Origin of the sequence: Thiohalomonas denitrificans, assembly GCF_016841685.1 — a bacterium.
Classification (GTDB): Bacteria; Pseudomonadota; Gammaproteobacteria; order Thiohalomonadales; family Thiohalomonadaceae; genus Thiohalomonas; species Thiohalomonas denitrificans_A.
The window spans coordinates 13,558-37,794 of the sequence record NZ_JAENYR010000012.1; the positions used below are offsets into that span (position 1 = coordinate 13,558).

General features: G+C 60.9%; 26 protein-coding genes and 1 tRNA gene. 20 read left to right on the forward strand and 7 right to left on the reverse strand.

Going from position 1 to position 24,237, the window contains the following annotated elements:
• Positions 1 to 93 precede the first annotated feature (93 nt).
• The 4 genes from gorA (at position 94) to Q7L05_RS04095 (ending at position 3,162) form a co-directional block, all read left to right on the forward strand.
• On the forward strand, positions 94 to 1,440 hold the full coding sequence (gorA, locus tag Q7L05_RS04080) for a glutathione-disulfide reductase (protein ID WP_303902337.1): 1,347 nt from the start codon (positions 94 to 96) through the stop codon (positions 1,438 to 1,440).
• Between the two features lie 123 nt (positions 1,441 to 1,563).
• A complete protein-coding gene (locus Q7L05_RS04085) occupies positions 1,564 to 2,085 on the forward strand; it encodes a gamma carbonic anhydrase family protein (RefSeq protein WP_303902339.1) in 522 nt (173 codons plus the stop codon).
• A 135-nt stretch (positions 2,086 to 2,220) separates the two neighbouring features.
• Complete coding sequence (locus tag Q7L05_RS04090) at positions 2,221 to 2,634, forward strand: RNA recognition motif domain-containing protein (protein WP_303902342.1); 414 nt, start codon at positions 2,221 to 2,223, stop codon at positions 2,632 to 2,634.
• 3 nt (positions 2,635 to 2,637) lie between these two features.
• Positions 2,638 to 3,162, forward strand: coding sequence for an RNA-binding protein (locus Q7L05_RS04095; RefSeq protein WP_303902345.1), 525 nt, complete (start codon positions 2,638 to 2,640; stop codon positions 3,160 to 3,162).
• 286 nt (positions 3,163 to 3,448) lie between these two features.
• On the opposite strand, the gene aroE is transcribed toward Q7L05_RS04095, so the two are convergent.
• Positions 3,449 to 4,297: a shikimate dehydrogenase gene (gene aroE, locus Q7L05_RS04100; RefSeq protein WP_303902348.1), complete on the reverse strand. Its 849-nt coding sequence runs from the start codon at positions 4,295 to 4,297 to the stop codon at positions 3,449 to 3,451.
• Positions 4,298 to 4,471: 174 nt separating this feature from the next.
• On the opposite strand from aroE, the gene Q7L05_RS04105 reads away from it, so the two are divergent.
• Positions 4,472 to 5,374 carry a Wzz/FepE/Etk N-terminal domain-containing protein gene (locus Q7L05_RS04105; protein WP_303902351.1) on the forward strand — a complete coding sequence of 301 codons (903 nt, stop codon included), beginning with the start codon at positions 4,472 to 4,474 and terminating at the stop codon, positions 5,372 to 5,374.
• A 77-nt stretch (positions 5,375 to 5,451) separates the two neighbouring features.
• Here the strand turns inward: Q7L05_RS04105 and Q7L05_RS04110 are convergent, their stop codons facing one another.
• From Q7L05_RS04110 to Q7L05_RS04125, 4 genes are all read right to left on the reverse strand, one after another.
• Positions 5,452 to 6,705 (reverse strand): inorganic phosphate transporter, encoded by a 1,254-nt coding sequence (locus Q7L05_RS04110; RefSeq protein ID WP_303902354.1) that lies wholly within the window; start codon positions 6,703 to 6,705, stop codon positions 5,452 to 5,454.
• A gap of 16 nt (positions 6,706 to 6,721) precedes the next feature.
• Entirely contained in the window at positions 6,722 to 7,402 is a 681-nt protein-coding gene (locus Q7L05_RS04115; RefSeq protein WP_303902357.1) for a TIGR00153 family protein, read from the reverse strand.
• 64 nt (positions 7,403 to 7,466) lie between these two features.
• A complete protein-coding gene (locus Q7L05_RS04120) occupies positions 7,467 to 8,159 on the reverse strand; it encodes a hypothetical protein (RefSeq protein ID WP_303902360.1) in 693 nt (230 codons plus the stop codon).
• 185 nt (positions 8,160 to 8,344) lie between these two features.
• Positions 8,345 to 8,421 (reverse strand) — tRNA-Asp (locus Q7L05_RS04125).
• 409 nt (positions 8,422 to 8,830) lie between these two features.
• Between Q7L05_RS04125 and Q7L05_RS04130 the strand changes: the two genes are divergently transcribed.
• From Q7L05_RS04130 to Q7L05_RS04140, 3 genes are all read left to right on the forward strand, one after another.
• Entirely contained in the window at positions 8,831 to 9,181 is a 351-nt protein-coding gene (locus tag Q7L05_RS04130) for a hypothetical protein (RefSeq protein ID WP_303902363.1), read from the forward strand.
• Between the two features lie 202 nt (positions 9,182 to 9,383).
• Positions 9,384 to 9,842 (forward strand): CBS domain-containing protein, encoded by a 459-nt coding sequence (locus tag Q7L05_RS04135; RefSeq protein WP_303902368.1) that lies wholly within the window; start codon positions 9,384 to 9,386, stop codon positions 9,840 to 9,842.
• Between the two features lie 16 nt (positions 9,843 to 9,858).
• Positions 9,859 to 10,131 carry a hypothetical protein gene (locus Q7L05_RS04140; protein WP_303902371.1) on the forward strand — a complete coding sequence of 91 codons (273 nt, stop codon included), beginning with the start codon at positions 9,859 to 9,861 and terminating at the stop codon, positions 10,129 to 10,131.
• 6 nt (positions 10,132 to 10,137) lie between these two features.
• Here the strand turns inward: Q7L05_RS04140 and Q7L05_RS04145 are convergent, their stop codons facing one another.
• Both Q7L05_RS04145 and Q7L05_RS04150 read right to left on the reverse strand, forming a co-directional pair.
• The gene (locus tag Q7L05_RS04145; RefSeq protein ID WP_303902374.1) at positions 10,138 to 10,509 is read right to left on the reverse strand and encodes a DUF6763 family protein; all 372 of its coding nucleotides are present in this window, start codon (positions 10,507 to 10,509) and stop codon (positions 10,138 to 10,140) included.
• Positions 10,510 to 10,749: 240 nt separating this feature from the next.
• Complete coding sequence (locus tag Q7L05_RS04150; protein ID WP_303902377.1) at positions 10,750 to 12,066, reverse strand: single-stranded DNA-binding protein; 1,317 nt, start codon at positions 12,064 to 12,066, stop codon at positions 10,750 to 10,752.
• Between the two features lie 363 nt (positions 12,067 to 12,429).
• Here Q7L05_RS04150 and mnmG point away from each other — a divergent pair, with 363 nt between their 5' ends.
• The 12 genes from mnmG (at position 12,430) to atpD (ending at position 24,202) form a co-directional block, all read left to right on the forward strand.
• Positions 12,430 to 14,328 (forward strand): tRNA uridine-5-carboxymethylaminomethyl(34) synthesis enzyme MnmG, encoded by a 1,899-nt coding sequence (gene mnmG, locus Q7L05_RS04155; protein WP_303902380.1) that lies wholly within the window; start codon positions 12,430 to 12,432, stop codon positions 14,326 to 14,328.
• A 298-nt stretch (positions 14,329 to 14,626) separates the two neighbouring features.
• Positions 14,627 to 15,274, forward strand: a complete 648-nt coding sequence (gene rsmG / locus Q7L05_RS04160) for a 16S rRNA (guanine(527)-N(7))-methyltransferase RsmG (RefSeq protein ID WP_303902383.1) — start codon at positions 14,627 to 14,629, stop codon at positions 15,272 to 15,274.
• Between the two features lie 19 nt (positions 15,275 to 15,293).
• A complete protein-coding gene (locus Q7L05_RS04165; protein ID WP_303902386.1) occupies positions 15,294 to 16,094 on the forward strand; it encodes a ParA family protein in 801 nt (266 codons plus the stop codon).
• 197 nt (positions 16,095 to 16,291) lie between these two features.
• A complete protein-coding gene (locus tag Q7L05_RS04170; RefSeq protein WP_303902389.1) occupies positions 16,292 to 17,176 on the forward strand; it encodes a ParB/RepB/Spo0J family partition protein in 885 nt (294 codons plus the stop codon).
• 569 nt (positions 17,177 to 17,745) lie between these two features.
• Positions 17,746 to 18,144 (forward strand): ATP synthase subunit I, encoded by a 399-nt coding sequence (locus Q7L05_RS04175; RefSeq protein WP_303902392.1) that lies wholly within the window; start codon positions 17,746 to 17,748, stop codon positions 18,142 to 18,144.
• 18 nt (positions 18,145 to 18,162) lie between these two features.
• The gene (gene atpB / locus Q7L05_RS04180) at positions 18,163 to 18,945 is read left to right on the forward strand and encodes a F0F1 ATP synthase subunit A (RefSeq protein ID WP_303902395.1); all 783 of its coding nucleotides are present in this window, start codon (positions 18,163 to 18,165) and stop codon (positions 18,943 to 18,945) included.
• A gap of 50 nt (positions 18,946 to 18,995) precedes the next feature.
• Positions 18,996 to 19,268 (forward strand): F0F1 ATP synthase subunit C, encoded by a 273-nt coding sequence (gene atpE, locus Q7L05_RS04185; RefSeq protein ID WP_092998002.1) that lies wholly within the window; start codon positions 18,996 to 18,998, stop codon positions 19,266 to 19,268.
• A gap of 48 nt (positions 19,269 to 19,316) precedes the next feature.
• Positions 19,317 to 19,787, forward strand: coding sequence for a F0F1 ATP synthase subunit B (locus Q7L05_RS04190; protein WP_303902400.1), 471 nt, complete (start codon positions 19,317 to 19,319; stop codon positions 19,785 to 19,787).
• 12 nt (positions 19,788 to 19,799) lie between these two features.
• On the forward strand, positions 19,800 to 20,336 hold the full coding sequence (locus Q7L05_RS04195; RefSeq protein WP_303902403.1) for a F0F1 ATP synthase subunit delta: 537 nt from the start codon (positions 19,800 to 19,802) through the stop codon (positions 20,334 to 20,336).
• A gap of 27 nt (positions 20,337 to 20,363) precedes the next feature.
• Positions 20,364 to 21,905: a F0F1 ATP synthase subunit alpha gene (atpA, locus tag Q7L05_RS04200; RefSeq protein ID WP_303902406.1), complete on the forward strand. Its 1,542-nt coding sequence runs from the start codon at positions 20,364 to 20,366 to the stop codon at positions 21,903 to 21,905.
• A gap of 14 nt (positions 21,906 to 21,919) precedes the next feature.
• The gene (atpG, locus tag Q7L05_RS04205) at positions 21,920 to 22,783 is read left to right on the forward strand and encodes a F0F1 ATP synthase subunit gamma (RefSeq protein ID WP_303902409.1); all 864 of its coding nucleotides are present in this window, start codon (positions 21,920 to 21,922) and stop codon (positions 22,781 to 22,783) included.
• 42 nt (positions 22,784 to 22,825) lie between these two features.
• Positions 22,826 to 24,202: a F0F1 ATP synthase subunit beta gene (gene atpD, locus Q7L05_RS04210; protein ID WP_303902413.1), complete on the forward strand. Its 1,377-nt coding sequence runs from the start codon at positions 22,826 to 22,828 to the stop codon at positions 24,200 to 24,202.
• Positions 24,203 to 24,237: the final 35 nt, after the last annotated feature.

Sequence of the window (24,237 nt, forward strand, 5' to 3'; positions counted from 1 at the left end):
CATGTGGAGTCGAAGAGGTATCGGTGAGGTCGAGTTGCTACAATCCCGCTTACCCAAGCCTTTAGAACTCAAGAAGAAAACGGGGAAAAGTCAATGCCCAAACACTACGACCTCATCGCCATCGGTGCCGGTTCCGGCGGTCTTTCCGCCGCCGAACGTGCCGCTCTTCACGGCAAAAAGGCCGCCGTTATCGAAAAAGCCCGGCTCGGGGGGACCTGCGTCAATGTTGGCTGCGTTCCCAAGAAGGTGATGTGGAGCGCCGCTGCTATCTCCCATGCCCTGGACGATGCGCGCGGCTACGGCTTCGATGTGGTGGTCAACGACTTCGACTGGACGCAACTGGTGGAGTCCCGCGACCGTTTCATCCAGGGGATCAACGACTGGTACACCACCTACCTGGCCGATTCCAATGTCGATGTCATCAACGGCGAGGCGCGTTTCGTGGATGCCCATACGGTGGAGGTCAACGGCGAGCAGTACAGCGCCGACCACATCGTCGTTGCGCCGGGCGGCGAGCCCATGGTGCCGCCTGTCCCGGGCGCCGAGCACGGCATTACTTCCGACGGTTTCTTCGCCCTCAAAGAGCAGCCCAAGCGGGTAGCGGTGGTGGGTGGCGGCTATATCGGCGTGGAGGTTGCCGGTCTGCTGCGCTCGCTGGGCAGCGAAGTCGATCTGCTGGTGCGCTCCAGCGGTTTCCTGCGCGGTTTTGATGCAGTCGTGCGCGAAGGACTGATGGAAGAGATGGTGAACGCCGGTGTGAACATCCTCTCCTATACCCAGGTGGAATCCATGGAGAAGGGCGAGGATGGCAAACTGAATGTCCACTGCACTGGCGGACATGAGTTGACCGGCTTCGATGCCCTGATCTGGGCGGTCGGTCGCCGGCCCCTGACCGGCAGTCTCAACCTGGAAGCCGCGGGGATCGAGTTGGAGAACGGTTGCATCCCCACCGATGAGTATCAGAACACCCGGGTGCCGGGGGTGTATGCGGTAGGTGATGCCACCGGTCGTGCCCAGCTCACTCCCGTGGCGATTGCCGCGGCACGCCGCCTGTGTGACCGGTTGTTCGGCGGACAGAGCGAGCGCCGCCTCGATTATGAAAATATCCCCAGCGTGGTATTCAGCCATCCCCCCATCGGTACCGTGGGGCTGACCGAAACCGAGGCCCGGGAGATCCATGGGGATGCGGTCAAGGTTTACCAGACCCGCTTCACGCCCATGTACCACGCTCTTACGGAGCACAAGACCCAAACCGCCATGAAGCTGGTCTGTGTCGGCGCGCAGGAGAAGGTCGTGGGTTGCCATATGCTCGGGCACGGGGTCGATGAAATGCTCCAGGGCTTCGCCGTGGCGATTCGCATGGGCGCCACCAAGAGGGACTTCGATGACACCGTTGCCATTCATCCCACCAGCTCGGAAGAGCTGGTGACGATGCGCTGAGGAATCACCGCAGAGGCGTGTGCACGGTAATCTTCACCGCTGTAGCGAGCTGAGGAGCCCCGTTCGAAGCGAATTTCTGCGCTTTCCGCGTCTTTGTGGTGAGTAATTCGGGGAGGGAGAGCCATGATTCGACTGTTTCGCGATTTCACCCCGGCCATCGATGCCACGGCCTACGTCGACGAGGCGGCAGTGGTGATCGGCGATGTGGGGATCGGGGCGCAGAGTTCCATCTGGCCGGGCGCCGTGCTACGGGGCGATGTCAACGCCATCCGCGTCGGTGCCCGCACCAGTATCCAGGATGGCACGGTCCTGCATGTCACCCATGATCATGACCAGGCGCCGGGTGGCTTTCCCTGTCGGGTCGGGGATGATGTGACCGTGGGGCACAATGCCACGCTCCACGGCTGCACGGTCGAGGACCGCTGTCTCATCGGGATGGGGGCGATCGTCCTCGACGGCGCAGTGGTGCGATCCGGGGCACTGCTGGCTGCGGGGAGTCTGGTCCCGCCCGGGCGGGAACTGGAGGGCGGTTACCTCTGGCTGGGCAGTCCGGTTCGCCGGGGGCGGGCGCTTTCGACGCAAGAGCGTGAGCGGTTCACCTACCAGGCGGCGCTGTATGTGTCGCTGGCCGAAGCCTATCGCTGAACGCGAGTCCGTTCTATGCTCTGGGAGACGGTGCGGGGCCGTTTTCGCACCATTCGATGCGCTTACCCGTGTCGGTGTGGCCACTACGCATCTACTGCAAAAAAACAACAGGGATTCGTCGAAGGGAGTGCGAGCATGGAGCTTTTTGTCGGTAATCTCCCCCCCGGGATCGAATCTGCCGAGTTGCGCGTGGCATTCCGGCGCAGTGTCTTCCTCCCCGTGTGGATGATTCGTTCGGCCAAGGTCGTCGAGTTTCGTGACCGCCACGGGAGTATCGGTCACTATGGACGCGTTACGTTGGCTTCCAGGGCCATCGGCCGGTACGCGGTGCGGCTTATGGCCAAAAGGCGATTGCAGGGCTACCGGGTGAGGGTGCGGGAGTTCCATTACCGGGCCGCCGGTAATGAACGGCGGGCGCTCAATTGGCGGTTACGACACTGGGGAGGTATCGAGCGTCGCCGGAGTGAGCGGCGGGCCTTTTCCGAGAGTGCCTTGACGGGCACTCCCCTCCGTTGCGCGGACCCGTATCAAGAGCTGCAAATGGGCTGATTCATGCAGATCTTTGTCGGCAACCTGCCCGATTCGGTAACCGGTGATGACCTGCGCCGTTTTTTCCGCGGCTACGGGCGGTGCTCAGGTTTTCTCATCATCAACAAACTGGTCGATGGTCGCATCAACCACTGCGCCTATGGCGTGATCGAGCCGGATCAGGAGGCGCGCCGCGCCATCCGTGAACTCAATCACCGGGAGCTCAAGGGCCAGCCGGTGGAGGTCACTGAACACGCGGAGCCCGAGCGTCGCCGCCCTCGCAGGATGCCCTGGAGGGGGCCGGATCGACGTCGCCGGCGTCCATGGTTGGCGCAACCGTTGATTGTGGAGGATCGACGCAAGACCGAGAGACGATCGGACGAACGCCGACGGCAGGAACGTCGGGCTGTGGATCGCCGTTCGCCGACCCAAAAGACGCCGTCCTCCAGCCTTGCCGGGGAGATACCCTTTATCGAACAGCGGGTCGCGCAGCGTCGTGTCGCCGAGCGCCGCCATGGTGAACGGCGCCGGCAGGAGCGCCGGGCCTAGGAGCCTGTCCGAGAACATTGTTTTTTGTAGGTTGGGGTGAGTGATGCGAACCCCCACGCTGTTTTGTTGGGCTTCGTTCCTCAGCGCCAACCTACATTTTGGAGCCCATTGCTATTCTCGGACAGGCTCCTGGTGGTCCATACGGGAAATCGTGTAATACTCAGTTCGATCTCCCCGGGTCGGGTTAAATCCCGACCTGCTACCAAGCGGAGTCTGACCAAGTCTGACCCCTCTGTGCACTCCGCGCCTCTGCGGTGAAAACCACCACTCCACAATCGGCCGATCGTCAGCCCGACAGCTCGCGACGAAGGGTCTCAATCACCGGCCCGATTTCGGGCCGGACACCGCGCCAGATGTAGAAGGATTCCGCCGCCTGTGCGACCAGCATGCCGAGACCGTCGTGTGCCGCGGCCGCATGGCGCTCGCGGGCCCATTGGACGAACGCGGTGGGTTCGGCAGCGTACATCATGTCGTAGCAGGTTGCGCCTTCGGCCAGGATTGCGTCGGGGAGGGGAGGGACTTCGCCCTGCAGACTGGCAGTGGTGCCATTGATGATGACATCGGATTGTCGGCCTTCCAGCTCGTCGAATCCGCACCCGGTTATCGCTCCCGCCCCGGCAAAGGCGCTCGCCAGCTCCTCGGCCCTGGTAACGGTACGGTTGGCGATCAACAGCTCGGCGGGCCCCTCGTCGAGAAGCGGTTCCAGCACTCCCCGTACCGCACCACCGGCACCCAGGATCAGAACTCGGCGTCCCCTCAGAGTTACTCCGAGGCGTGAGAGATCGCTCACCAGTCCCACGCCATCCGTATTTTCGCCAGACCGGCTCCCATCTTTATGCAGGGTGATGGTGTTTACCGCTCCGGCACGCTCTGCCCGTGGACTGCGCTCATCCACCAGCCGCCAGGCTTCCTGCTTGAACGGCACGGTGACGTTGAGCCCCTTGCCGCCATTGGCGTGGAAGTTGCCTACCGCCTGAGCAAACCCGCCGGGCTCCACCAGAATGGCGGTATAGGTCAGCCGCTGTCGCGTCTGTTTCGCGAACAGGGCATGGATGCGGGGGGATTTGCTGTGCGCGATGGGGTTGCCCATCACCGCATAGGCGTCCGGTTTGGCGTCGAAGTCGAGAAGGCCCATTTGGCTCACCTCGTTACCGTGGGGCAACGAGGTTAGTCCGTTGTCCGGTCACAGGCAAATCCTTGTGGCGGCAGGCGCCCGTGTGATGCACATCACCATTGCGGCGAGGTGTGGTGGTGCCGGGGAAAAGTGCAGCTATCTTTTAAGTTAGGTTCCACACACACCCAACAGGCTATGCACCCAGAACAATGCACTGCTCTCAACCCGTACGCACGTTTGCCTCCGGATGACGAAATTTCGCTGATAGACATTGGGCTGGTGCTTCTGCGCCGAAGGTGGATGGTGATCGGCCTGACCCTCCTGGGCCTCATCGCCGGCACTTTGATGGCGACGCTGCGGGAGCCGGTGTACACGTATGAGACAACCACCGAGATCGGGGGGTGGTGGCAGGGCTCGGGATCCAAACGAAACTATCTGCCGATATCATCAGCAGTACTGATCGAAGATGCGGCGAAAGAAGCGATTGCGGCAGTGGCCGAGGGTCTCCATGCCCGCGCCGCTGTTTCCAAGGATGGCCGCCGCATGACCATCACGAGTGAGGGTACGGCAGCCCGGGCCGAACGGATCGCAGCGGTTCATCAGGCTGCCATCGTCCGTTTGGCCGACGCGCACGACGACCTGCTCGATGCCGCCAAGGGTGAGATCGAAGCGAGATTGGCGCGCACCAAGATGCGTCATGCGCAGTTGGATGGAGAGATTCGATCGCGCGCCCGATTGGCGACGGTGTTTGAAGAAACTTCACTGCGGCTTGCCGCCGTCGACGGTGCCAACCGGGTCGGTGCCCCGCTGCTCGACGTCTCCGAGCGACTCTTCGAGGCGCAAGAGGGGCTAAAGCGATCACAAGAGCAACGAGAGCAGCTCATTGCCGAGGCCAAGGCGCTTGGGCTCGCGCTGGATTCGATCAGGCCGACCGACCCGACCGACCCGGCCGGTGAGACGGTCAGATCCGGCCCGGGAGGGGCGGGCATTGGGGTGATCGTGGCTCTGGCGGCGATACTCGGGCTGTTTGCCGGATTTTTTGGCGCCTTCTTTGCCGAATTCCTCACCAAGGTGCGGCAGGCGCAGACGGTGAACTGAAGGGTTCAGCGACAGCGCCTGCGTTGCGGCTTTCCGGCGGGCCACGCCCGAAATCGATATCGCGGATGGGGCGATCCTCACCCAAACACCCCCCGCAGGATATAGAAGAAGGTGATCGCCAGAATGGCCCCGGCCGGCAGCGTGATGATCCAGGAGAGAAAGATCGTCCGGACCACGTGCAGATCGAGGGCCGCGATGCCGCGGGCGAATCCCACCCCGAGCACGGCACCGACCAGGGTATGGGTAGTGGAGATGGGCAGGCCCGTTCCGGAGGCCACCACCACCGTGGTCGCGGCGGCGAGTTCACAGGCAAAACCGCGGCTCGGCGTCAGTTCCGTAATCCCCCGCCCCACGGTCGCCATCACGCGGTGACCGTAGGTGACCAGGCCGACGACGATGCCGACGCCGCCGAGCAGCAGGACCCATGCGGGCATTGTCATCTGTTGCGCCACTACGCCGCCGCTCTGGACGATGCCGACGACTGCGGCCAGCGGGCCGACCGCGTTGGCTACGTCGTTGGAGCCGTGGGCGAAGGCCATCGCGCAGGCGGTGAAGATCATCAGGACCGCGAAGACTTTCTCCACGTTGGCATAGTGGAACGAGCGATCGGCGGCGGGATCGAAATGCAGACGTTCGATCATGATCTTGCCGAGCGCCATCACGGACAGCCCGACTACAGCGGCAATCCCGTAAGCCTCGCCGGTGCTGAATTCCAGCCCGATGTGCTTCAGGCCCTTGTAGAGGGTAACCAGGGTAAGCATAAAGCCGGTCAGAAAGATGTAGCCCGGCACGTAGCGTTTGGCATTCGCGAGCGGGTCGTCGGTATCGAGAATCAGATGCTGCACACTGACAAACAGCCAGTAGGAGAGAATCCCCGCCACCGCAGGCGAAATCACCCAACTGATGACGATGGTACCGATCTTGGGCCAGTGAACCGCCTCGACACCGATCCCGACGGCCGCAAAACCGACGATCGCGCCCACGATGGAGTGGGTGGTGGAGACCGGCCAGCCCATGCGGGAGGCGATCAGTAGCCAGATGCCCGCCGCCAGCAGGGAGGCCAGCATTCCGTAGACGAGCAGTTCGGGGGTTCCTGCCAACAGGTCCGAATCGATCATCCCCTTGCGGATGGTCTGCGTCACCTGTCCGCCCGCCAGATAGGCGCCAGAGAATTCAAAGACGGCGGCGATCAGGACCGCCTGCCGTACCGTCAGCGCCTTCGAGCCCACCGAGGTGCCCATGGCATTGGCGACGTCGTTCGCCCCCACGCCCCAGGCCATGAACACACCAAAAATACAGGCCAATACGATAAAGGTAATTGCGTATTCCATCCTCGCCTCCGGCCGTTCAGCGCGCCAGCATCAGTTCGAGGCGACTGCCTACGCGCTGAGCCAGATCGGCGAGGTCGCCAATCCATTCAATGATGCGGTACATGAACATGACGTCCACCGGCGGTAAATCCTTCTCCTGCTTGAACAGGAGGGCACGAATTTCCACCTGCATGGCGTCCGTGTCGGACTCGATCCTGTCCAGTTCGGTGATCATCGACTGGACCAGCTCCACCTCGTGACCCCGAAAGCCGGTTTCCACCAGTTCATCAAGTTCGTCGATTACCGAACGAGCCTGCCCACTGGCATCCACACAGCGGCGCACAAAATTCAGGATGGGTGTTCCGATTGGGTCGGGGAAGGTCATTTTTCGGCCCAGGATCAGCCCGGCAATATCCTTGGCCTTGTTGGCGATGCGGTCCTGGACGGTGAGGACCTCCAGCAGGTCCCGGCGGGACATGGCCATCAGCCAGCCACTCGGCAAGTGCAGCCGCAGGTCGTGTTTGAGGTCGTCGGCCGCATCTTCCAGGTCGGCGATCCGCTGCTGTTCGGCCGCGGCGCGCTCCCAATCATCCGCGAGTACCGCTTCAAAAAAGGGGATCAGTTCCGAGATGCACGCCTGCACTTCCGCCATATGCTTTTGTAGCGGGGCGACGGGCGAGGTCCCGAACAGGCTGGAAATATAGTTTCTGGGGGCCATAGGCTCACCGATGATTAAAAATTGCGCGGATTATACCTGTGAGATGAGTGGGACCACAAAAGCCCTACGATCCCGTTAGATGGTCCCGTTGCATTGTGGCCAGCCCCCCCCGGTAGTGATCGAACATCACCGCCAGTCGCATGAACACGTCATCCAGGCCGAATCCGCGTGCCAGTTGGTGCCGGGCTGCCCGTTCGAAGGAGGATTGCCCGAACCCGGCATAGTAATCGGGCGAGATCGGACGTCGACCGAAATGGTAGCGCTGCTCAAGCCACTGCATCTGCAATCCCGTCAGCCAAAGGGCGTAATTGCCGACGTGGGCGTAGGTGACAAAGGCGCGTCTCGGGTCGGCGTCATCGGCTTCGGCAATGAGTTCGACGACATAGTGGTGTGGCTCCCGGTCCCCCGGTTCCACCCGAAAGACGCGGTCGGTCCGCACAAACAGGGCCAGCAGATTGGCCAGATAGTTCAGCACCCGACGGTCCAGTACTGTCCGTGGTCGCCCCAGTGACCGGCGCAGCAATACGCTGAAAAGAAGGAAGGGAGACATACCGAGCATCAATTGCCGCCGATCATGGATCAGCTGGTAGATGTAGTCGCTGGTCAGCATCGACTCGATGGTCGAGGGAAGGGTCTCCAGCACCTGCGCAATGGCCTCGTAGCTGTCGCCGGGCTGGGGCATGTTTTCGATCAAGAGACGAAGATCCCCTGAGGTCAGGGTGCCAAGGTCGGTGTGAGCAAAATCCGGTCTGCTCATTGCTCAAGCTCCAGTTTCGCTGCTGTATACCGAAACTAAAAGCACTGCCGAACGCCCCGTCAAGGGCAACGTGCCCCGAGTTTGTCAGCTTGCCGAAATAATGAGGGAGCGGTGGTGCGGTGAGGTAATGAAATAGTGCTCTGAAACGATAAAGGCCACCCCGGGAGGATGGCCTTTTCAAATTTTGGCGGAGCGGACGGGACTCGAACCCGCGACCCCCGGCGTGACAGGCCGGTATTCTAACCAGCTGAACTACCGCTCCAGAGCCGCGGCATTCTACTGCACTGGGCGCTTGCGTCAACTCTTTTTGCGGCAGGCCGAGGGCGCCTACTTTGAAGCGAGCGGTGTAAGTCCTTGATAGCAGGCCGTCGGCAGCACGCCGCCAGGAATGGCGGTGTTAGACAATGCAGGAGCCACTTGTCGAGGGATGCTGCCGTGAGCGTACACCGATGAAAGATGATTGCTCCTGCATAATTGTCACTTCCTGCAGTATTCACAGCATACCGGCTATCAAGGACTTGGTTCGCTCGCCGGCATCAAAAATGGGAGTATGCGTTTACCCTGGCGGCAGGCCGCGCCTGATTCGGGCGGCGTGTCTGGATGCAAGGATTCTCAGCCATCGTCAGGTTTGCTAATCTGTCATTCCATAACAGAACCGTAGGGAATTAATTGTGAGTGCACCCGTGATCAAGACCGCAATTCCCAAGCGGCGCTATCAGTTCGGCGAATTTCTGGTTACGGTACTGGGTGAGGTCGAGAGTGGGGATGGCGTGGACTATCGCTACATCATGGCCGTCGTTCAGGAGGCCAATCCGAAGCCGAATCTGTTCCTGTCGATCGAGCCCAACGGTGGCGAGATTGGCGAAGGGCGCTGGGCGTTGCGGGTCTCGATGCCCGACGGGTCCGAGGTGATCGGCGCCTCGGACCAATGGGGTGATCTGGACACCTTCACCCGGGAGGGCCTGACCATGGTCCAGAAGATGCTTGCTCTGGAGGATGAAACGGCCTACCGACTGGCTTGATAGCCGTCTGGGAGCCTGTCCGAGAATAGGCGGACCTACTCGGCTCGGGCCTCCTGCTTCGCTCTAACTCCTCCATCCATGGAGTCGTGCCCTCGTGACGGTCGCTATTCTCGGACAGGCTCCTGGCGCTTTTGACAAAGGCTCCCCTCAGTCTATGGTTTCGGCAAGAGGCTACCGCAATGCTCTGCCGTGAGGGCTGAACATGAATGTCACCGACGTGATGCAGCGCAGCGTGACGATCTGCGACCTAAACACCACCCTGGAAAAAGCCGGGTTGTTGATGTGGGACGGCGACTGCGGTGCCCTGCCTGTGATGGATGAGTCCGGTCGGGCAGTAGGGATTATCACCGACCGGGATATCGCCGTCACCGCCGCGCTGAACCACAAGCCGCTTTGGGAAATGAAGTGTGGTGAACTTGTCGGCTCCCGGCCGCTGTACACCTGCCAGGCCGACGAAGACGTCAAGCAGGCCGTCAAGACCATGTGGGCGCAGAAGGTCAGGCGATTGCCCGTCCTCGACCGGGAGGGGGAGCTGGTGGGTATCCTGTCGATGGACGATATCGTCGCCAGCGCCGAACGCGGAACCCGTGGGCGGCTGACGCCGGACCTTTCCTATGACGACGCCATGAATGCCCTCAAGGCCGTAGCCCACCACCATTAACGCGGATGGGTGTGGGATGGCCTCGGCTTCTGCGGAACGGATTCAGGCCCGGGAGGCGGCATCGAGCGTACTCAAGGACCTGAAATTGGCCGCGTTCCTGTTCGAAGTGGAGGCCGAGGGCGGAGAATGGAGCATCGAGGTGGGGTGTCAATCCCGCGGGGGTTGGGTCATTGTCCAGCTGTCCGCATCCAAAGAGCAACTGCTTGCCACTCAATTTGACCGAACGGTAAGGCGCCGGATGGCCGGCGAATGGCTCAACCAGCTCCGCATCTGCCGCCGGCACCGGTAAACGCGGTTACTCCTCTTCCTTGCCAAGGTCCTTGTCGGCCCACTCGTCTCCGCGGTACTCTTCGTCGGGACCACGAGTACGTTCATGGGCCTCCTGATAGGGTTCATCCCACTCCTCGGGCTTCATGTCCGAATCCATATAGACCAGGTCGCTCCGGGTCTCTTCGTCCATCGGTCCGGTCCAGTCTTCCGGTGCTTCGATAGACTCCAAATCCATCTGGTACCAATCATCCAGATCCCACTCTTCGACATTGCCGTCGAAGTGCTGAACCTCGACCGTGCCGGCATCCTCCTCCAATGACACCACCTCGAAGCGCTGGCTCTTTTCGACCTTGTCGCGGTACCAGTTGCCGACTATCGGATCCAAATCGCTCGCCATGGTTCACCTCCGTATGAGATTGCCAAAAGTCTAGCGCAGCAGCCGTCGACCTTTCGGACCTTCAGAAACCAGCCAAAGAGAACACAGCGAATACAGAAGGTCGAAATCGATGTTCCGGGTTCCTTGGCTGGCGGGAGGAGGTCGTCTCGACGCCATGAATTCCGCCGAAAATCCATATTTTTTAAATCATCGCCCTCTGTGCCCTCTGTGCCCTCTGTGCCCTCTGCGGCAAAGAAATCGCTAGCTGGCGAAGCGCTCCTCCCACTCGTCGTTTTCCCGCAAGGTGGTCTGCAGAAGGCGCCGGATCTGGGCGGTGGTGTTCTTCTTGACCTGTCGTAGCGGGATACCGGTGGTTGCCACCAGGTTCAGGATGCGGGGGTCGGCGGCCCGGGAGCGTAGCGTCAGGATCAAGTCCGCCTGTTCGGGACTGCGTACCGTACGGGCATCAAGACGCATGTCGCGAATCACCCGCTCCACTGAATCGCGGGAGAGGGCATGGGCGTGGATGCGAAGAGGATGGTCGGGATCCTCCGTCGGCTGCTCGTGCTCCGGCCCGACCGGGGCCGCCGGTTGCGTTTCGGTGCTCTCGGCGATGCTTCCAAAACGAACCCCGTGAGGGGTTCTGCCCATCAACAACTGGTCGACCGCGTCAGCACTGTCGGGATGGACGGTGAAGGCTTTCCGCTCGGTCAGCTCGATCACCACGTCGAACGTGGGCGAGGTCTTGCGTTCGTTGACGCTCTTGCGGCTGTGGCGAAAACGCGCCTCTTCGTCACTCAGCGTGACGGTCTGTACACCGCCCACCAGGTCGGCGAGGGTGGGATTCATCACCAGATTGTCGAGGCTGTTGCCATGTGCGGTGGCGATCAGCTGGACGCCGCGCTCGGCGATGGTGCGGGCGGCGAGGGCCTCTTCGGCGGTACCGATCTCGTCGACGATAATGGCCTCCGGCATGTGATTCTCCACCGCTTCGATCATGATCGCATGCTGCCGGTTTGGATGCGGTACCTGCATGCGCCGGGCGCGACCGATGGCGGGGTGGGGAACATCACCGTCACCAGCAATTTCGTTGGAGGTATCCACCACCACCACCCGCCGGTCGAACTCGTCAGCCAGCACCCGGGCGATCTCCCGGAGCTTGGTGGTCTTACCCACTCCGGGACGACCGAGCAGCAGCAGGCTGCTGCCGCTCTCGACATACTCCCGAACCAGGTCGATGGTGCCTTGCATTGCACGTCCCACGCGCAGGGTCAGGCCGACGATTTCCCCGCGGCGGTTACGCAGTGCGGAAATGCGGTGCAGCGTGCCCTCGATGCCGGCACGGTTGTCGGCGCCGAAATCACCCAGCGCTGAAACCACTTCGGTGAGCAATTCGCGCGCAATGGGCCGGTTCGACAGCTCCACGGCGCCACGGTCCAGTCGAGCCTGAGGAGTCCGCCCAAGGTCCAGGATGATCTCCAGCAGCTCATCGGCGGGCAGTGCTTCCACCGCCTCGTGCAACGGGCTCGGCAGCGTCATGGTCAGTAGGCGTAGATCATCGGTAAAGGTCTGTTTCATGGCCTCTTCAATCACTAACAAAGCGGTATGTCTATTGGTTCTTTCGGCGGGGCGTAAGTTCCCGGGGTGTTTAACCGCAAAGACGCAAAGGGCGCAAAGGAAAACGGCCTTGCACCGCAGAGACGCGGAGATTCCCGGAGGGATGATTCTTGGGGTAGGAGCGGCGCCTCGCCGCGATGGGTACCGGAAAGATCGACCCGACGGCGGGCCTCGCCGTTTTGCGGATACACCCTCGCGAATCCCTGCGTACTCTGCGCCTCTGCGGTGCATTCTTTTCCGTGTCTTCTTTGCGCTCTTTGCGTCTTTGCGGTTAACCCCGTGTCGGCTCCGGGCTACAATAGCGCCTCTGTTACGGAGCCTGATATGGATTACCTCCACTCTTTCGATGTCATCGTGGTCGGCGGCGGTCACGCCGGTACCGAGGCGGCCCTGGCCGCGGCGCGCATGGGTGTGCGCACGCTGCTGTTGACGCAAAACATCGAAACCCTCGGACAGATGTCCTGTAACCCGGCCATCGGCGGGATCGGCAAAGGGCATCTGGTCAAGGAGGTGGATGCGCTTGGGGGAGTGATGGCGCGGGCCATCGATCGTGCCGGCATCCAGTTCCGGATCCTCAATGCCAGCAAGGGGCCGGCGGTCCGCGCCACCCGGGCCCAGGCCGATCGGCAGCTCTACCGCCAGGCGGTGCGCCGCGCCCTCGAAAACCAGGAAAACCTCACCCTTTTCCAGCAGGGGGTGGAGGACCTTATCGTCGAGGGGGAGCGGGTCGCCGGCGTGGTGACCCAGATGGGGTTGCGCTTTCAGGCCCCAACCGTTGTGCTTACGGTGGGTACCTTCCTGGGCGGCATGATCCATATTGGCCAAGTGAACTATCAGGGCGGTCGTGCCGGGGACCCGCCCGCCAACGCCCTGGCCCACCGGTTGCGGGAGATGCCCTTTCGGGTGGCCCGTCTGAAGACCGGGACACCGCCGCGCATCGACGGGCGCAGCATCGATTACGACCGGCTCGAGCCGCAGCCGGGGGATAATCCGGCGCCTGCGTTCTCGTTTCTTGGCCGAGCCGGTGATCACCCCCGGCAGGTCCCCTGTTATATCACCCACACCAATAGCCGCACCCACGATATCATTCGCGGCGGTCTGGACCGTTCGCCCATCTATTCCGGGGCAATCGAAGGGGTGGGGCCGCGTTATTGCCCATCGATCGAGGACAAGGTGGTGCGCTTCGCCGGGCGGGATTCGCACCAGATTTTCGTGGAGCCGGAGGGGCTGGATACCCATGAGGTCTATCCCAACGGCATCTCCACCTCGCTGCCGTTCGATGTGCAGATCAAGCTGGTACGCTCCATGGCCGGTTTGGAGAACGCCCATATCACGCGCCCGGGTTATGCCATCGAGTATGACTTTTTCGACCCGCGGGACCTGAAGCCATCGCTGGAGACCCGTTTTATCCACGGCCTGTTCTTCGCCGGCCAGATCAACGGCACCACCGGTTACGAGGAGGCCGCGGCCCAGGGGCTGCTGGCCGCCGTGAACGCTGCCCGCCGGGTTCGCGAGCAGGAGGCGTGGTCTCCTCGCCGTGACGAGGCCTATCTGGGTGTGCTCGCGGATGATCTGATCACCCGCGGCACCACCGAACCCTACCGGATGTTCACCAGCCGTGCCGAATACCGCCTGTTGCTGCGTGAGGACAATGCCGATTTGCGCCTGACGCCGATCGGTCGGGAGCTGGGCCTGGTGGACGATGTTCGCTGGGAGGTCTTCGAGGCCAAGCGCGAGGCCATCGAGAGAGAGCAGGCGCGGCTGGAGTCAACGGTTTTGCGCCCCCGGGATATCGACGCGGCGGACGCGCAGCGGGTCTTCGGGAAGCCCCTGACACGCGACTACCGGCTTTCGGAGCTCATGCGCCGTCCCGATGTATGTTATGACTCACTCATGGCCCTGGCCGCAGCAGGACCGGGTCTGCAGGCACCGGCGGCCGCCGAACAGGTGGCTATCCAGGCCAAATACGCAGGTTACATCGATCGCCAGCGCGAGGAGATCGAACGCGCGCGCCGCCACGAAGACACGCCCCTGCCCGAGGGCATGGACTATACCGCGGTGCGCGGCCTCTCCGCCGAGGTGCAGGAAAAACTCAATCGCCACGCCCCGGCCACCCTCGGCCAGGCCGCCCGCATCCCCGGCATCACCCCCGCCGCTGTCTCTCTCCTGCTGGTCTACCTGAAAAAGAGCTCGGGGCAACCGATCTCAACGAAAAGATGCTAGTAACTATTCAGCCATTCCTTGCTTTTGCCACGAAATCCACGGAAGAACACAGAACGGTTTATTCTCGCAAAGACGCCAAGCTCGCCAAGAAAACCGATCTATCGATGCTTTCTTGGCGAGCTTGGCGTCTTGGCGAGAGATTCATGGTTATTCGAATTTCCCTCCCCATGCGGGTGAGGCCCTTTGTGAATTACGTTAGATCAATCACAGAGCAAGAACACTTGAGTCGGTCGCAGACAGTTTTTTACCTCTTGGCGCCCTTTGCGTCTTTGCGTCTTTGCGTTGAAAGTATTTTCCAATGACCCTCCTGAACCAGAGCCTCGCGACCGGCCTGGAGGCGATGGGGCTGGCGTTGTCGGAGGCGCAGCGGGAGCTGTTGATCGCCTACGTCGGCCTGTTGGCGAAATGGAACCGGGCCTATAACCTGACTGCGGTCCGGGAGCCGCAGGAGATGGTGGTGCGGCATCTGCTGGATTCGCTGGCGGTGGCGCCGTATCTGGCGCAGGGGCGGGACCCGGGCGATGCGCTGCGCGTTATCGATGTGGGGACCGGGCCGGGGTTGCCGGGGATCCCGCTGGCGGTGGCCTGTCCGGGGGATACCTTCTTTTTGTTGGACACCAACGGCAAAAAGACGCGCTTTCTCACGCAAGCCAAAGCCGAATTGGGGCTTGGCAATGTGACTGTGATACATTCCCGCGTGGAGGCGTACCGCCCCGATACACCCTTCGATGTGGTGATCGCCCGCGCTTTCGCCTCCCTTTCCGAGATTGCCTCCGGATGCAGCCACTTGCTGGCGCCCCGGGGCCGGGTGCTGGCCATGAAGGGAGCGCGGCCGGAAGCGGAGCTTGCGGCACTGCCCGCGGGCCTATCGGCGCAGGCAATACGGCTCACGGTGCCGGGACTCGAGCAGGAACAGCGGCACCTCATCGTCATCAGCAACGAGTAAGTCAGGAAGGGTAGAGGTTATGGGCAGGATTATTGCGGTGGCGAACCAGAAAGGCGGGGTCGCCAAGACCACCACCTGTATCAATTTGGGGGCCTCTTTTGCGGCCACCAAACGGCGTGTGCTGGTGGTCGACCTCGACCCGCAGGCGAACGCCACCGTAGGCAGCGGCGTGGACCGGGACGAACTCGAAAGGAGCTCCTACGATGTCCTCCTTGATGGCGTTGCCCCTGCCGAGGTCATTGTCCGTGCCGAAGAGGCCGGCTACGATGTACTCCCGACAACCTCCGATCTGACCGCGGCGGAAGTGGAACTGATGGGGGCGGAGGGACGGGAGCGGCGGCTTCGAAGCGCTCTGCGACCGATTGCCGCGGAGTACGACTTCATATTGATCGACTGCCCCCCCTCCCTGAACATGCTCACCGTGAATGCGCTGGTAGCTGCCGATTCGGTGCTGATTCCCATGCAGTGCGAGTACTACGCCCTGGAGGGGCTCAGTGCGCTGCTCGATACCATTGAGCAGATTCGCGGCTCTGTGAATCCCGCTCTGGAGGTCGAAGGCCTGCTGCGGACCATGTTCGACCCGCGCAATAATCTCGCCGTCGACGTCTCACGCCAACTGATCACCCATTTCGGGGACAAGGTCTATCGCACCGTGATTCCCCGCAACGTTCGGCTCGCGGAGGCGCCCAGTCACGGAGTGCCCGCGATGGCGTACGACCGTGTATCGCGCGGGGCCGTATCCTATCTGGCGCTTGCCGGCGAAATCCTGCGCCGCTATGAGCGTCAGGCGCCCGCGGCAGAATCCGTAAGCGCTGAATAATCCCGATTTACGCCGCAAAGACGCGAAAGACATAACGAAACCGTTCAACAAGCCGCTTGCGCGCCGTAACGTTTGCTGCCATTTGCGGTTACACTTTCACGTGCCGCGATCACTATTGTGTTCTTAGCGCTCTTGCCCTCTCTGCGGTGAGTTTATGAAACGCTCGGGCTACGACGAACCTACCGACGACGAAAATCATGGCAACTAGAAAGCGACGGCTCGGTAAAGGCCTGGACGCCCTGCTTGGTTCCGGCAGTTCCGCTGCAGAGGCAACCGGAGACAGCACGGGTGAGGAAAAACACGACAGTGACTTCCGTCACCTGCCGGTGGATGTGATCCAGCGCGGTAAATATCAGCCGCGGCTGGATATGCACCCCGATACGCTGGAAGAGTTGGCCGATTCCATTCGCTCGCAAGGCGTGGTTCAGCCCATCGTCGTTCGTCCGTTGGCGCAAAAGGGACGCTACGAGATCATTGCCGGTGAGCGCCGCTGGCGCGCCGCTCAGATTGCCGGATTGCACGACATCCCGGCCGTGATTCGCGATGTGCCGGACGAGGCGGCCATCGCCATGGCGCTGATCGAGAACATCCAGCGTGAAGAACTGAATGCCATGGAAGAGGCGCACGCCCTGCAGCGTCTCGTCGACGAATTCGGCATGACCCATCAGCAGGTGGCGGAGGCGGTAGGCCGCTCGCGGGCCGCCGTATCCAACCTGCTGCGTCTGTTGGGTCTCGCTCCGGACGTCAAGCGCCTGGTGGAGAACGGCGTTCTGGAGATGGGCCATGCCCGTGCCCTGTTGGCCCTGAGCCATGACCTCCAGGGTCAGGCCGCCCGCCAGGTGGTGGCTAAGGGATTATCCGTGCGTGAGACCGAAAAGCTGGTCAAGCGGCTCTCCGAAGGTACGCCGGAGAAAAAGCCGGAGGAGAAGGCCGATCCGGATATTCGTCGCCTGGAGGAAACACTCGGAGAGCGCATCGGTGCCCGTGTGGCCATTCAGCACGGCTCCAAGGGCAAGGGCAAACTGGTGATCCAGTACAACACCCTCGACGAACTGGACGGAATCCTCGACCACATTTCATGAGGGTGAGGTGCGCTATGCACCGCCCGTTCGGAATTCCCCTGCGCGGGCGCGCCGTAAGCCACCGGAGTTACGAAAGCACGCTCTGGCTCCTTTGCCGGCTTGTCACTCGTCGGGCTGCAGCCCGACTACAAAGGTTTGCGCCTCCAGTGAGGAGAACGCCACACTGCACTGGGAGCCTGTCCGGGAATAGACTGACCTACTCGGCTCGGGCATCCTGCTTCGCTCTACTCCTCCATCCATGGCGGCATGCGTCCCTCTAACGACTGCGTCCATGCAGTCGTATTCGCCTCAAATGACCAAAAAATCCGATTCAATCACTCTTGCCCTCGTGATGGTCGCTATTCTCGGGACAGGCCACCAGCCACCGTACTTGCGGCGCCCCTGACCTCCAGGCTTGCATATTCCCTTATTGTCACATTGATTATTGCTTATATAAGGTTCATTTATTGGTGCATCATTGACGCTCCGGGCTGAGGTTTATATACTTTCGCGCCGCTGAAGCTCGACTCGGCGATCTACAACCAACCGAGAACAGAGGGGCGCGCTCGAGCCGCCCGGTTGTCTACTTGATGAGTTATGCGGCAAAGGTCCTGCTGGGTATGACCCGCAGGCTCCTGACGATCCAGGCGCTCCTGGTCCTGCTGGCGGCCGGCGTCTATCTTGCACTGAGAGGCTGGGAACCGGTTTCGGCCGTGGTGTTTGGGGGAGCAATCGCCCTGTTCAATACCCTCATCAGTGCACAGCGACTCGCACGGGCCTCCGACTCGGCTAACCAGGACCCCAAGCGCGGAATGATGGAGTTGTTTACCGGCGCGGTCATCCGCATTGTGGCCACGCCGGCCTTGATTGCCATCGGGATTGTCTTTCTGGATCTGAACCCGGTCGCCATTATCGTGGGCTTCGGCGTGGCGCAAGTTGGATATTTCTTCAACAGTGCGCACCCCCACCTGCAAAAACCGAATTCATAATTGTTCTGGAGTGAAACCGTGAGTAGCGCGACCGCACCTGCAACCGATAGTCCGGTTACTTATATCCAGCACCATCTGACCAATCTCGGTACCGGCGAGGGGTTCTGGACATGGCACCTGGATACCCTGTTTTTCGGAGGACTGCTGGCCACTCTCATCATGCTGGTCAGCTGGAAGATCGGGCGTAGCCTTGATGCCGAGAAACCCACCGGCATGCAGAATCTGCTTGAAGCCATTCTCGAATTCGTAGACAGTCAGGTGAAATCCATCTTCCATGGTCGCGACCGGCTGGTGGGGCCGCTGGGGCTGACCATCTTCGTCTGGGTGTTCCTGATGAACGCCATGGATCTGATTCCGGTCGATCTGTTGCCCAAGCTCGCGGAGATGGTGGGTATTCCTTATCTGAAGGCTGTGCCGACCACCGATTTGGGTACGACCTTCGCCCTGGCGCTCTCGGTATTCGGCCTCATCATTATCTACAACATTCGCTCCAAGGGTGTGATCGGCTACATCAAGATGTTCCTGTTTCACCCCTTCGGGAAATGGCTGATACCGGTCAATATCGTCATGACCACTATCGAAGAGGTGGCCAAACCGGTCAGCCTGGGGCTTCGTCTGTTCGGAAACATGTTCGCCGGCGAACTGATCTTCCTTCTGATCGCCCTGCTACCCTGGTGGGTTCAGTGGCCACTGGGTGGCGGTTGGGCCATTTTCCATATTCTGGTCATTACTCTCCAGGCCTTCATCTTTATGCTGCTGACGATCGTTTATCTCAGCATGGCTTCGCAGGCCGATCACTGACGTCCCACTTACTTAACCAACTTTTCACAACTATACCGAGGAGAGCTCCAATGGATCCATCCATTCTCGCTAACGTCTACGCCTTCACCGCAATCGGTGTCGGTATCATCCTGGCCGCCGCCGGCCTTGGTTCCGCTCTGGGGTGGGGCCTGATCTGCTCCAAGTACATCGAGGGTATCGCACGTCAGCCGGAAATGCGTCCGCAGCTGATGGGTCAGATGCTGTTCACCGGCGGCCTCATGGAAGCCTTCCCGATGATCGTGCTGGGTATGGCCATGTGGTTTGTATTCGCCAACCCGTTCGTGGGCGCGCTGGTCGGTTAAACCGGGTTTTCCAGCCAGTTTCGCCAACCCATACGGGAGAGAGAAGACGTGAATGTAACAGCAACCCTCTTCGGGCAGATGCTGACCTTCTTCGTCCTGGTCTGGTTCGTCTGGAAGTTCCTTTGGGATCCGATGACCCAGATGATGGAGGACCGGAAAAAGCGCATTGCTGATGGTCTTGCGGCCGCTGAACGTGGCAAACACGAGCAGGAGCTTGCGGAGAAACGCGCCGCTGAGGTGATCCACGAAGCCAAAGAGAAGGCCGCGGGGATTATCGCCCAAGCCCAGAAGCGTGGCAGCGAGATCGTTGAGGAGGCCAAAGAGACTGCCCGTACCGAAGGGGAACGCATCAAGGCGTCCGCCGAGTCGGATATCGAGCAGGAAGTCAATCGTGCCAAAGAGAGTCTGCGTGGCAAAGTCGTCTCGCTATCTGTGGCCGGCGCATCGAAAGTGCTCGCCCGGGAGATTGACGAGAAGTCACAAGAGGACCTTCTCAAGGACCTCGTGGCGCAGATATAAGGGCTGTACCCAATGGCTGAACTGATAACCATCGCACGCCCGTACGCCCAGGCCATTTTCAGTCTCGCCCAGGATGAAGGCGACCTGAAGGGGTGGTCTGACATGCTGGCCTTTGCCGCTACCGTCGCAAGCGATCCAGACATGGCGGCGCTGCTCGACAATCCGAGGGTCGAGCGTCACCAGACGGTGACGATCTTCCTCGATGTCTGTGGCGAGCGCCTCAATGCTGGCGCCAAGAACACGATCCGCGTCCTGGCGGAAAATAACCGGCTCGAGCTGTTGCCGGAAATTGCCGATTTGTACGAGGTCGAGCGCGCTGCCGCCGAAGGGACTCTGCGGGCCGAGGTAACCTCCGCCCGCTCCTTGTCGGATGCACAGAAGAAGGCGATTGCGTCGGCCCTTACGAAGCGGCTTGGCCGCAAGGTCACGCTTGACTGCAAAATCGACGAAAAGCTGATTGGCGGGGCCATTATCCGTGCGGGAGACGTGGTCATCGATGGTTCGGTTGTCGGCAAGCTGGATAGGCTAAGTCATCAGCTGCTGCGGTAAACCGGACCGATTAGAGGACACATAACAATGCAACTGAATCCTTCAGAAATCAGTGAACTGATTAAGAAGCGCATCGCCGAGTACGACGTGGTTACCGAGGCGCGTACCGAAGGTAGCGTCGTCAGTCTGACCGACGGTATCGCGCGCGTTCACGGGCTGGCCGACGTCATGTCCGGCGAAATGCTCGAATTCCCCGGCAACACCTTCGGCCTGGCGCTGAACCTTGAACGTGACTCGGTCGGCGCGGTCATCCTGGGCGCCTACGAGCATATTTCCGAAGGCGACAAGGTCACCTGTACCGGTCGTATCATGGAGGTGCCGGTGGGCGAGTCCCTGTTGGGACGCGTGGTCAACTCTCTGGGCGTGCCTATCGACGGCAAGGGGCCGATCGACTCCACGGAGACCTCGCCGATCGAAAAGATAGCGCCCGGCGTCATTCATCGTCAGTCGGTCGACCAGCCGCTGCAGACCGGTCTGAAATCGGTTGACGCGATGGTACCGATCGGTCGCGGTCAGCGTGAGCTGATCATCGGTGACCGCCAGACGGGTAAGACCGCTGTCGCCATCGATGCGATCATCAATCAGAAGGATACCGGGGTTAAGTGCATCTACGTAGCGATCGGCCAGAAGGCCTCCTCCATCGCGGGCGTGGTGCGCAAGCTGGAAGAGCACGGCGCCATGAAGCACACCATCGTGGTGGCCGCTTCCGCTTCCGATTCCGCTGCACTGCAGTACATCGGTCCCTACGCCGGCTGTGCGATGGGCGAATACTTTCGTGACCGCGGCGAAGACGCACTGATCGTGTACGATGATCTGACCAAGCAGGCCTGGGCCTATCGCCAGGTATCACTGCTGCTGCGTCGCCCGCCCGGCCGTGAAGCCTATCCCGGTGACGTGTTCTATCTCCACTCCCGCCTGCTGGAGCGTGCATCACGCATCAATGCAGCGGAGGTGGAAAAGATTACCAACGGCGAAGTGAAAGGCAAGACCGGCTCCCTGACCGCGTTGCCGATTATCGAGACCCAGGCGGGTGACGTGTCGGCGTTCGTCCCGACCAACGTGATTTCCATCACCGATGGTCAGATCTTCCTCGAGACCGACCTGTTCAATGCGGGTATCCGTCCAGCCATTAACGCCGGCCTTTCGGTCTCGCGTGTCGGTGGCGCCGCCCAGACCAAGATCATCAAGAAACTCGGTGGTGGTGTGCGTCTGGATTTGGCCCAGTATCGTGAGCTGGCGGCCTTCGCTCAGTTCGCTTCCGACCTGGACGAATCGACCCGCAAGCAGATCGAGCGTGGTCAGCGCGTTACCGAACTGATGAAGCAGATGCAGTACCAGCCGATGAGCGTTGCTCAGGTCGCCGTGTCGCTGTTTGCCGCCAACCAGGGTTTCCTGGACGACGTTGATGTAAAAAAGGTCGTCGATTTCGAACAGGCGCTGCAGGCCTATATGAGATCTGAGCAGTCGGACCTGATTGAAAAGATCAACGTTTCGGGCGATTACAACGACGACATCGAAAATGCGCTTCGTAAAGCCGTCGAAGACTTTAAAGCCAACCATACCTGGTAAGCGGGAGGCATCTGATGGCCAGCGGAAAAGAGATACGTACCCAGATCGGGAGTGTCAAGAACACTCAGAAGATCACCCGCGCCATGGAGATGGTGGCCGCCTCCAAGATGCGCAAGGCGCAGGACCGGATGGTGGCTTCCCGGCCCTATGCCGACAAGATGCGTACTGTGATCAGTCATCTGGCACACGCGCATGCGGAGTACAAGCATTCCTACCTCGCGGATCGCGAGGTCAAGCGGGTCGGGATGATTATTGTTTCGTCGGATCGGGGCCTTTGTGGTGGTTTGAACACCAACGAGTTCAAGGTAGCGCTGCAGACCGTCAAGGAGTGGCGGGATCGGAATGTCGAGGTGGATGCCTGCCTCATCGGACAGAAGTCCGCCGGATTCTTTAAACGAATAGGGGTGAACATCGTCTCCCAGACGACTCACCTTGGAGATGCTCCCGGACTCCAGGACCTGATCGGTGCGGTCAAGGTGATGCTGGAGGCCTTCGATGAAGGGAAGATCGACAGGCTGTATATCGTGTTCAACGAGTTTGTGAATACGATGATGCAGAAGCCGACGGTCGAACAGCTCCTGCCGATCCGGGCCGGAGAGCTCGACCCCGAACTCAAGCATCACTGGGACTACCTGTACGAGCCGGACGCCGAGCAGGTTCTGGAGCAGCTGCTGATGCGTTATGTGGAGTCGCTGGTCTATCAAAGCGTGGTCGAAAACATCGCTTGCGAACAGGCTGCCCGAATGGTGGCCATGAAAGCGGCATCCGACAATGCCGGAAGCCTTATCGAGGAGCTGCAGTTGGCCTATAACAAGGCCCGACAGGCAGCAATCACCCAAGAGTTGTCGGAGATCGTCGCAGGCGCAGCGGCTGTATAAGGTCCGCGCAGCAAGGTTTCGAGTATTTTAAGGGGACTTACCATGAGTTCTGGAAAGATCGTTCAAATCATCGGCGCGGTGGTCGACGCACAATTTCCGCGCGATGCCATGCCCAAGGTCTACGACGCCCTGAACGTCGAAGAGCTGGGCTTGACCCTCGAGGTGCAGCAGCAGCTCGGTGACGGGGTCGTGCGTACCATCGCCATGGGCTCGTCCGACGGGCTCAAGCGTGGCATGGATGTGGGCAACAGCGGTGCACCGATTTCGGTGCCGGTCGGTAAGGCCACGCTGGGCCGTATTATGGACGTCCTGGGTAATCCCATCGACGAAGCCGGCGATGTCGGTGAAGAGCAGCGCTGGGCGATTCACCGCAAGGCGCCTATCTACGAAGAGCTTGCCGCCAGTACCGAACTGCTGGAGACGGGTATCAAGGTTATCGATCTGGTCTGCCCGTTCGCCAAGGGCGGTAAGGTCGGCCTGTTCGGCGGTGCGGGCGTGGGCAAGACCGTCAACATGATGGAGCTCATCCGCAACATCGCCATCGAGCACAGCGGCTACTCGGTGTTCGCCGGTGTCGGCGAGCGCACCCGCGAGGGTAACGACTTCTATCACGAGATGAAGGAGTCGGACGTTCTCGACAAGGTAGCACTCGTTTACGGTCAGATGAACGAGCCACCGGGCAACCGCCTGCGTGTCGCACTGACCGGCCTGACCATGGCGGAGTACTTCCGTGATGAGGGTCGCGACGTGTTGCTGTTCATCGATAACATCTACCGCTACACCCTGGCCGGCACCGAGGTCTCCGCCCTGCTGGGTCGTATGCCCTCTGCAGTCGGTTACCAGCCGACGCTGGCTGAGGAGATGGGCCAGCTTCAGGAGCGTATTACCTCCACCAAGACCGGCTCGATCACCTCCATTCAGGCCGTGTATGTCCCGGCGGATGATTTGACCGACCCGTCCCCGGCGACCACTTTCGCGCACCTGGACGCCACGGTGGTGTTGTCCCGTCAGATCGCCGAGCTGGGTATCTATCCGGCCGTGGATCCGCTGGATTCCACTTCCCGCCAGCTCGACCCGCTGGTCGTTGGCAACGACCACTACGACGTGGCCCGTGCGGTCCAGGGTACGCTGCAGCGCTACAAAGAGTTGCGTGACATCATTGCAATCCTGGGCATGGACGAGCTTTCTGAAGAGGACAAGCAGACGGTGACTCGCGCCCGGAAAATCCAGCGCTTTCTCTCGCAGCCGTTCTTCGTGGCCGAGGTCTTCACCGGGGCGCCCGGCAAGTATGTCTCGCTGAAGGAGACGATTCGGGGCTTCAAGGGCATTGTCGAGGGTGAATACGACCATCTGCCGGAACAGGCGTTCTATATGGTCGGCACCATCGAGGAAGCCGTGGAGAAGGCGAAGTCTCTCTAGCCCGGATGTTTTCACCTTGACACTGGTCACTTGGA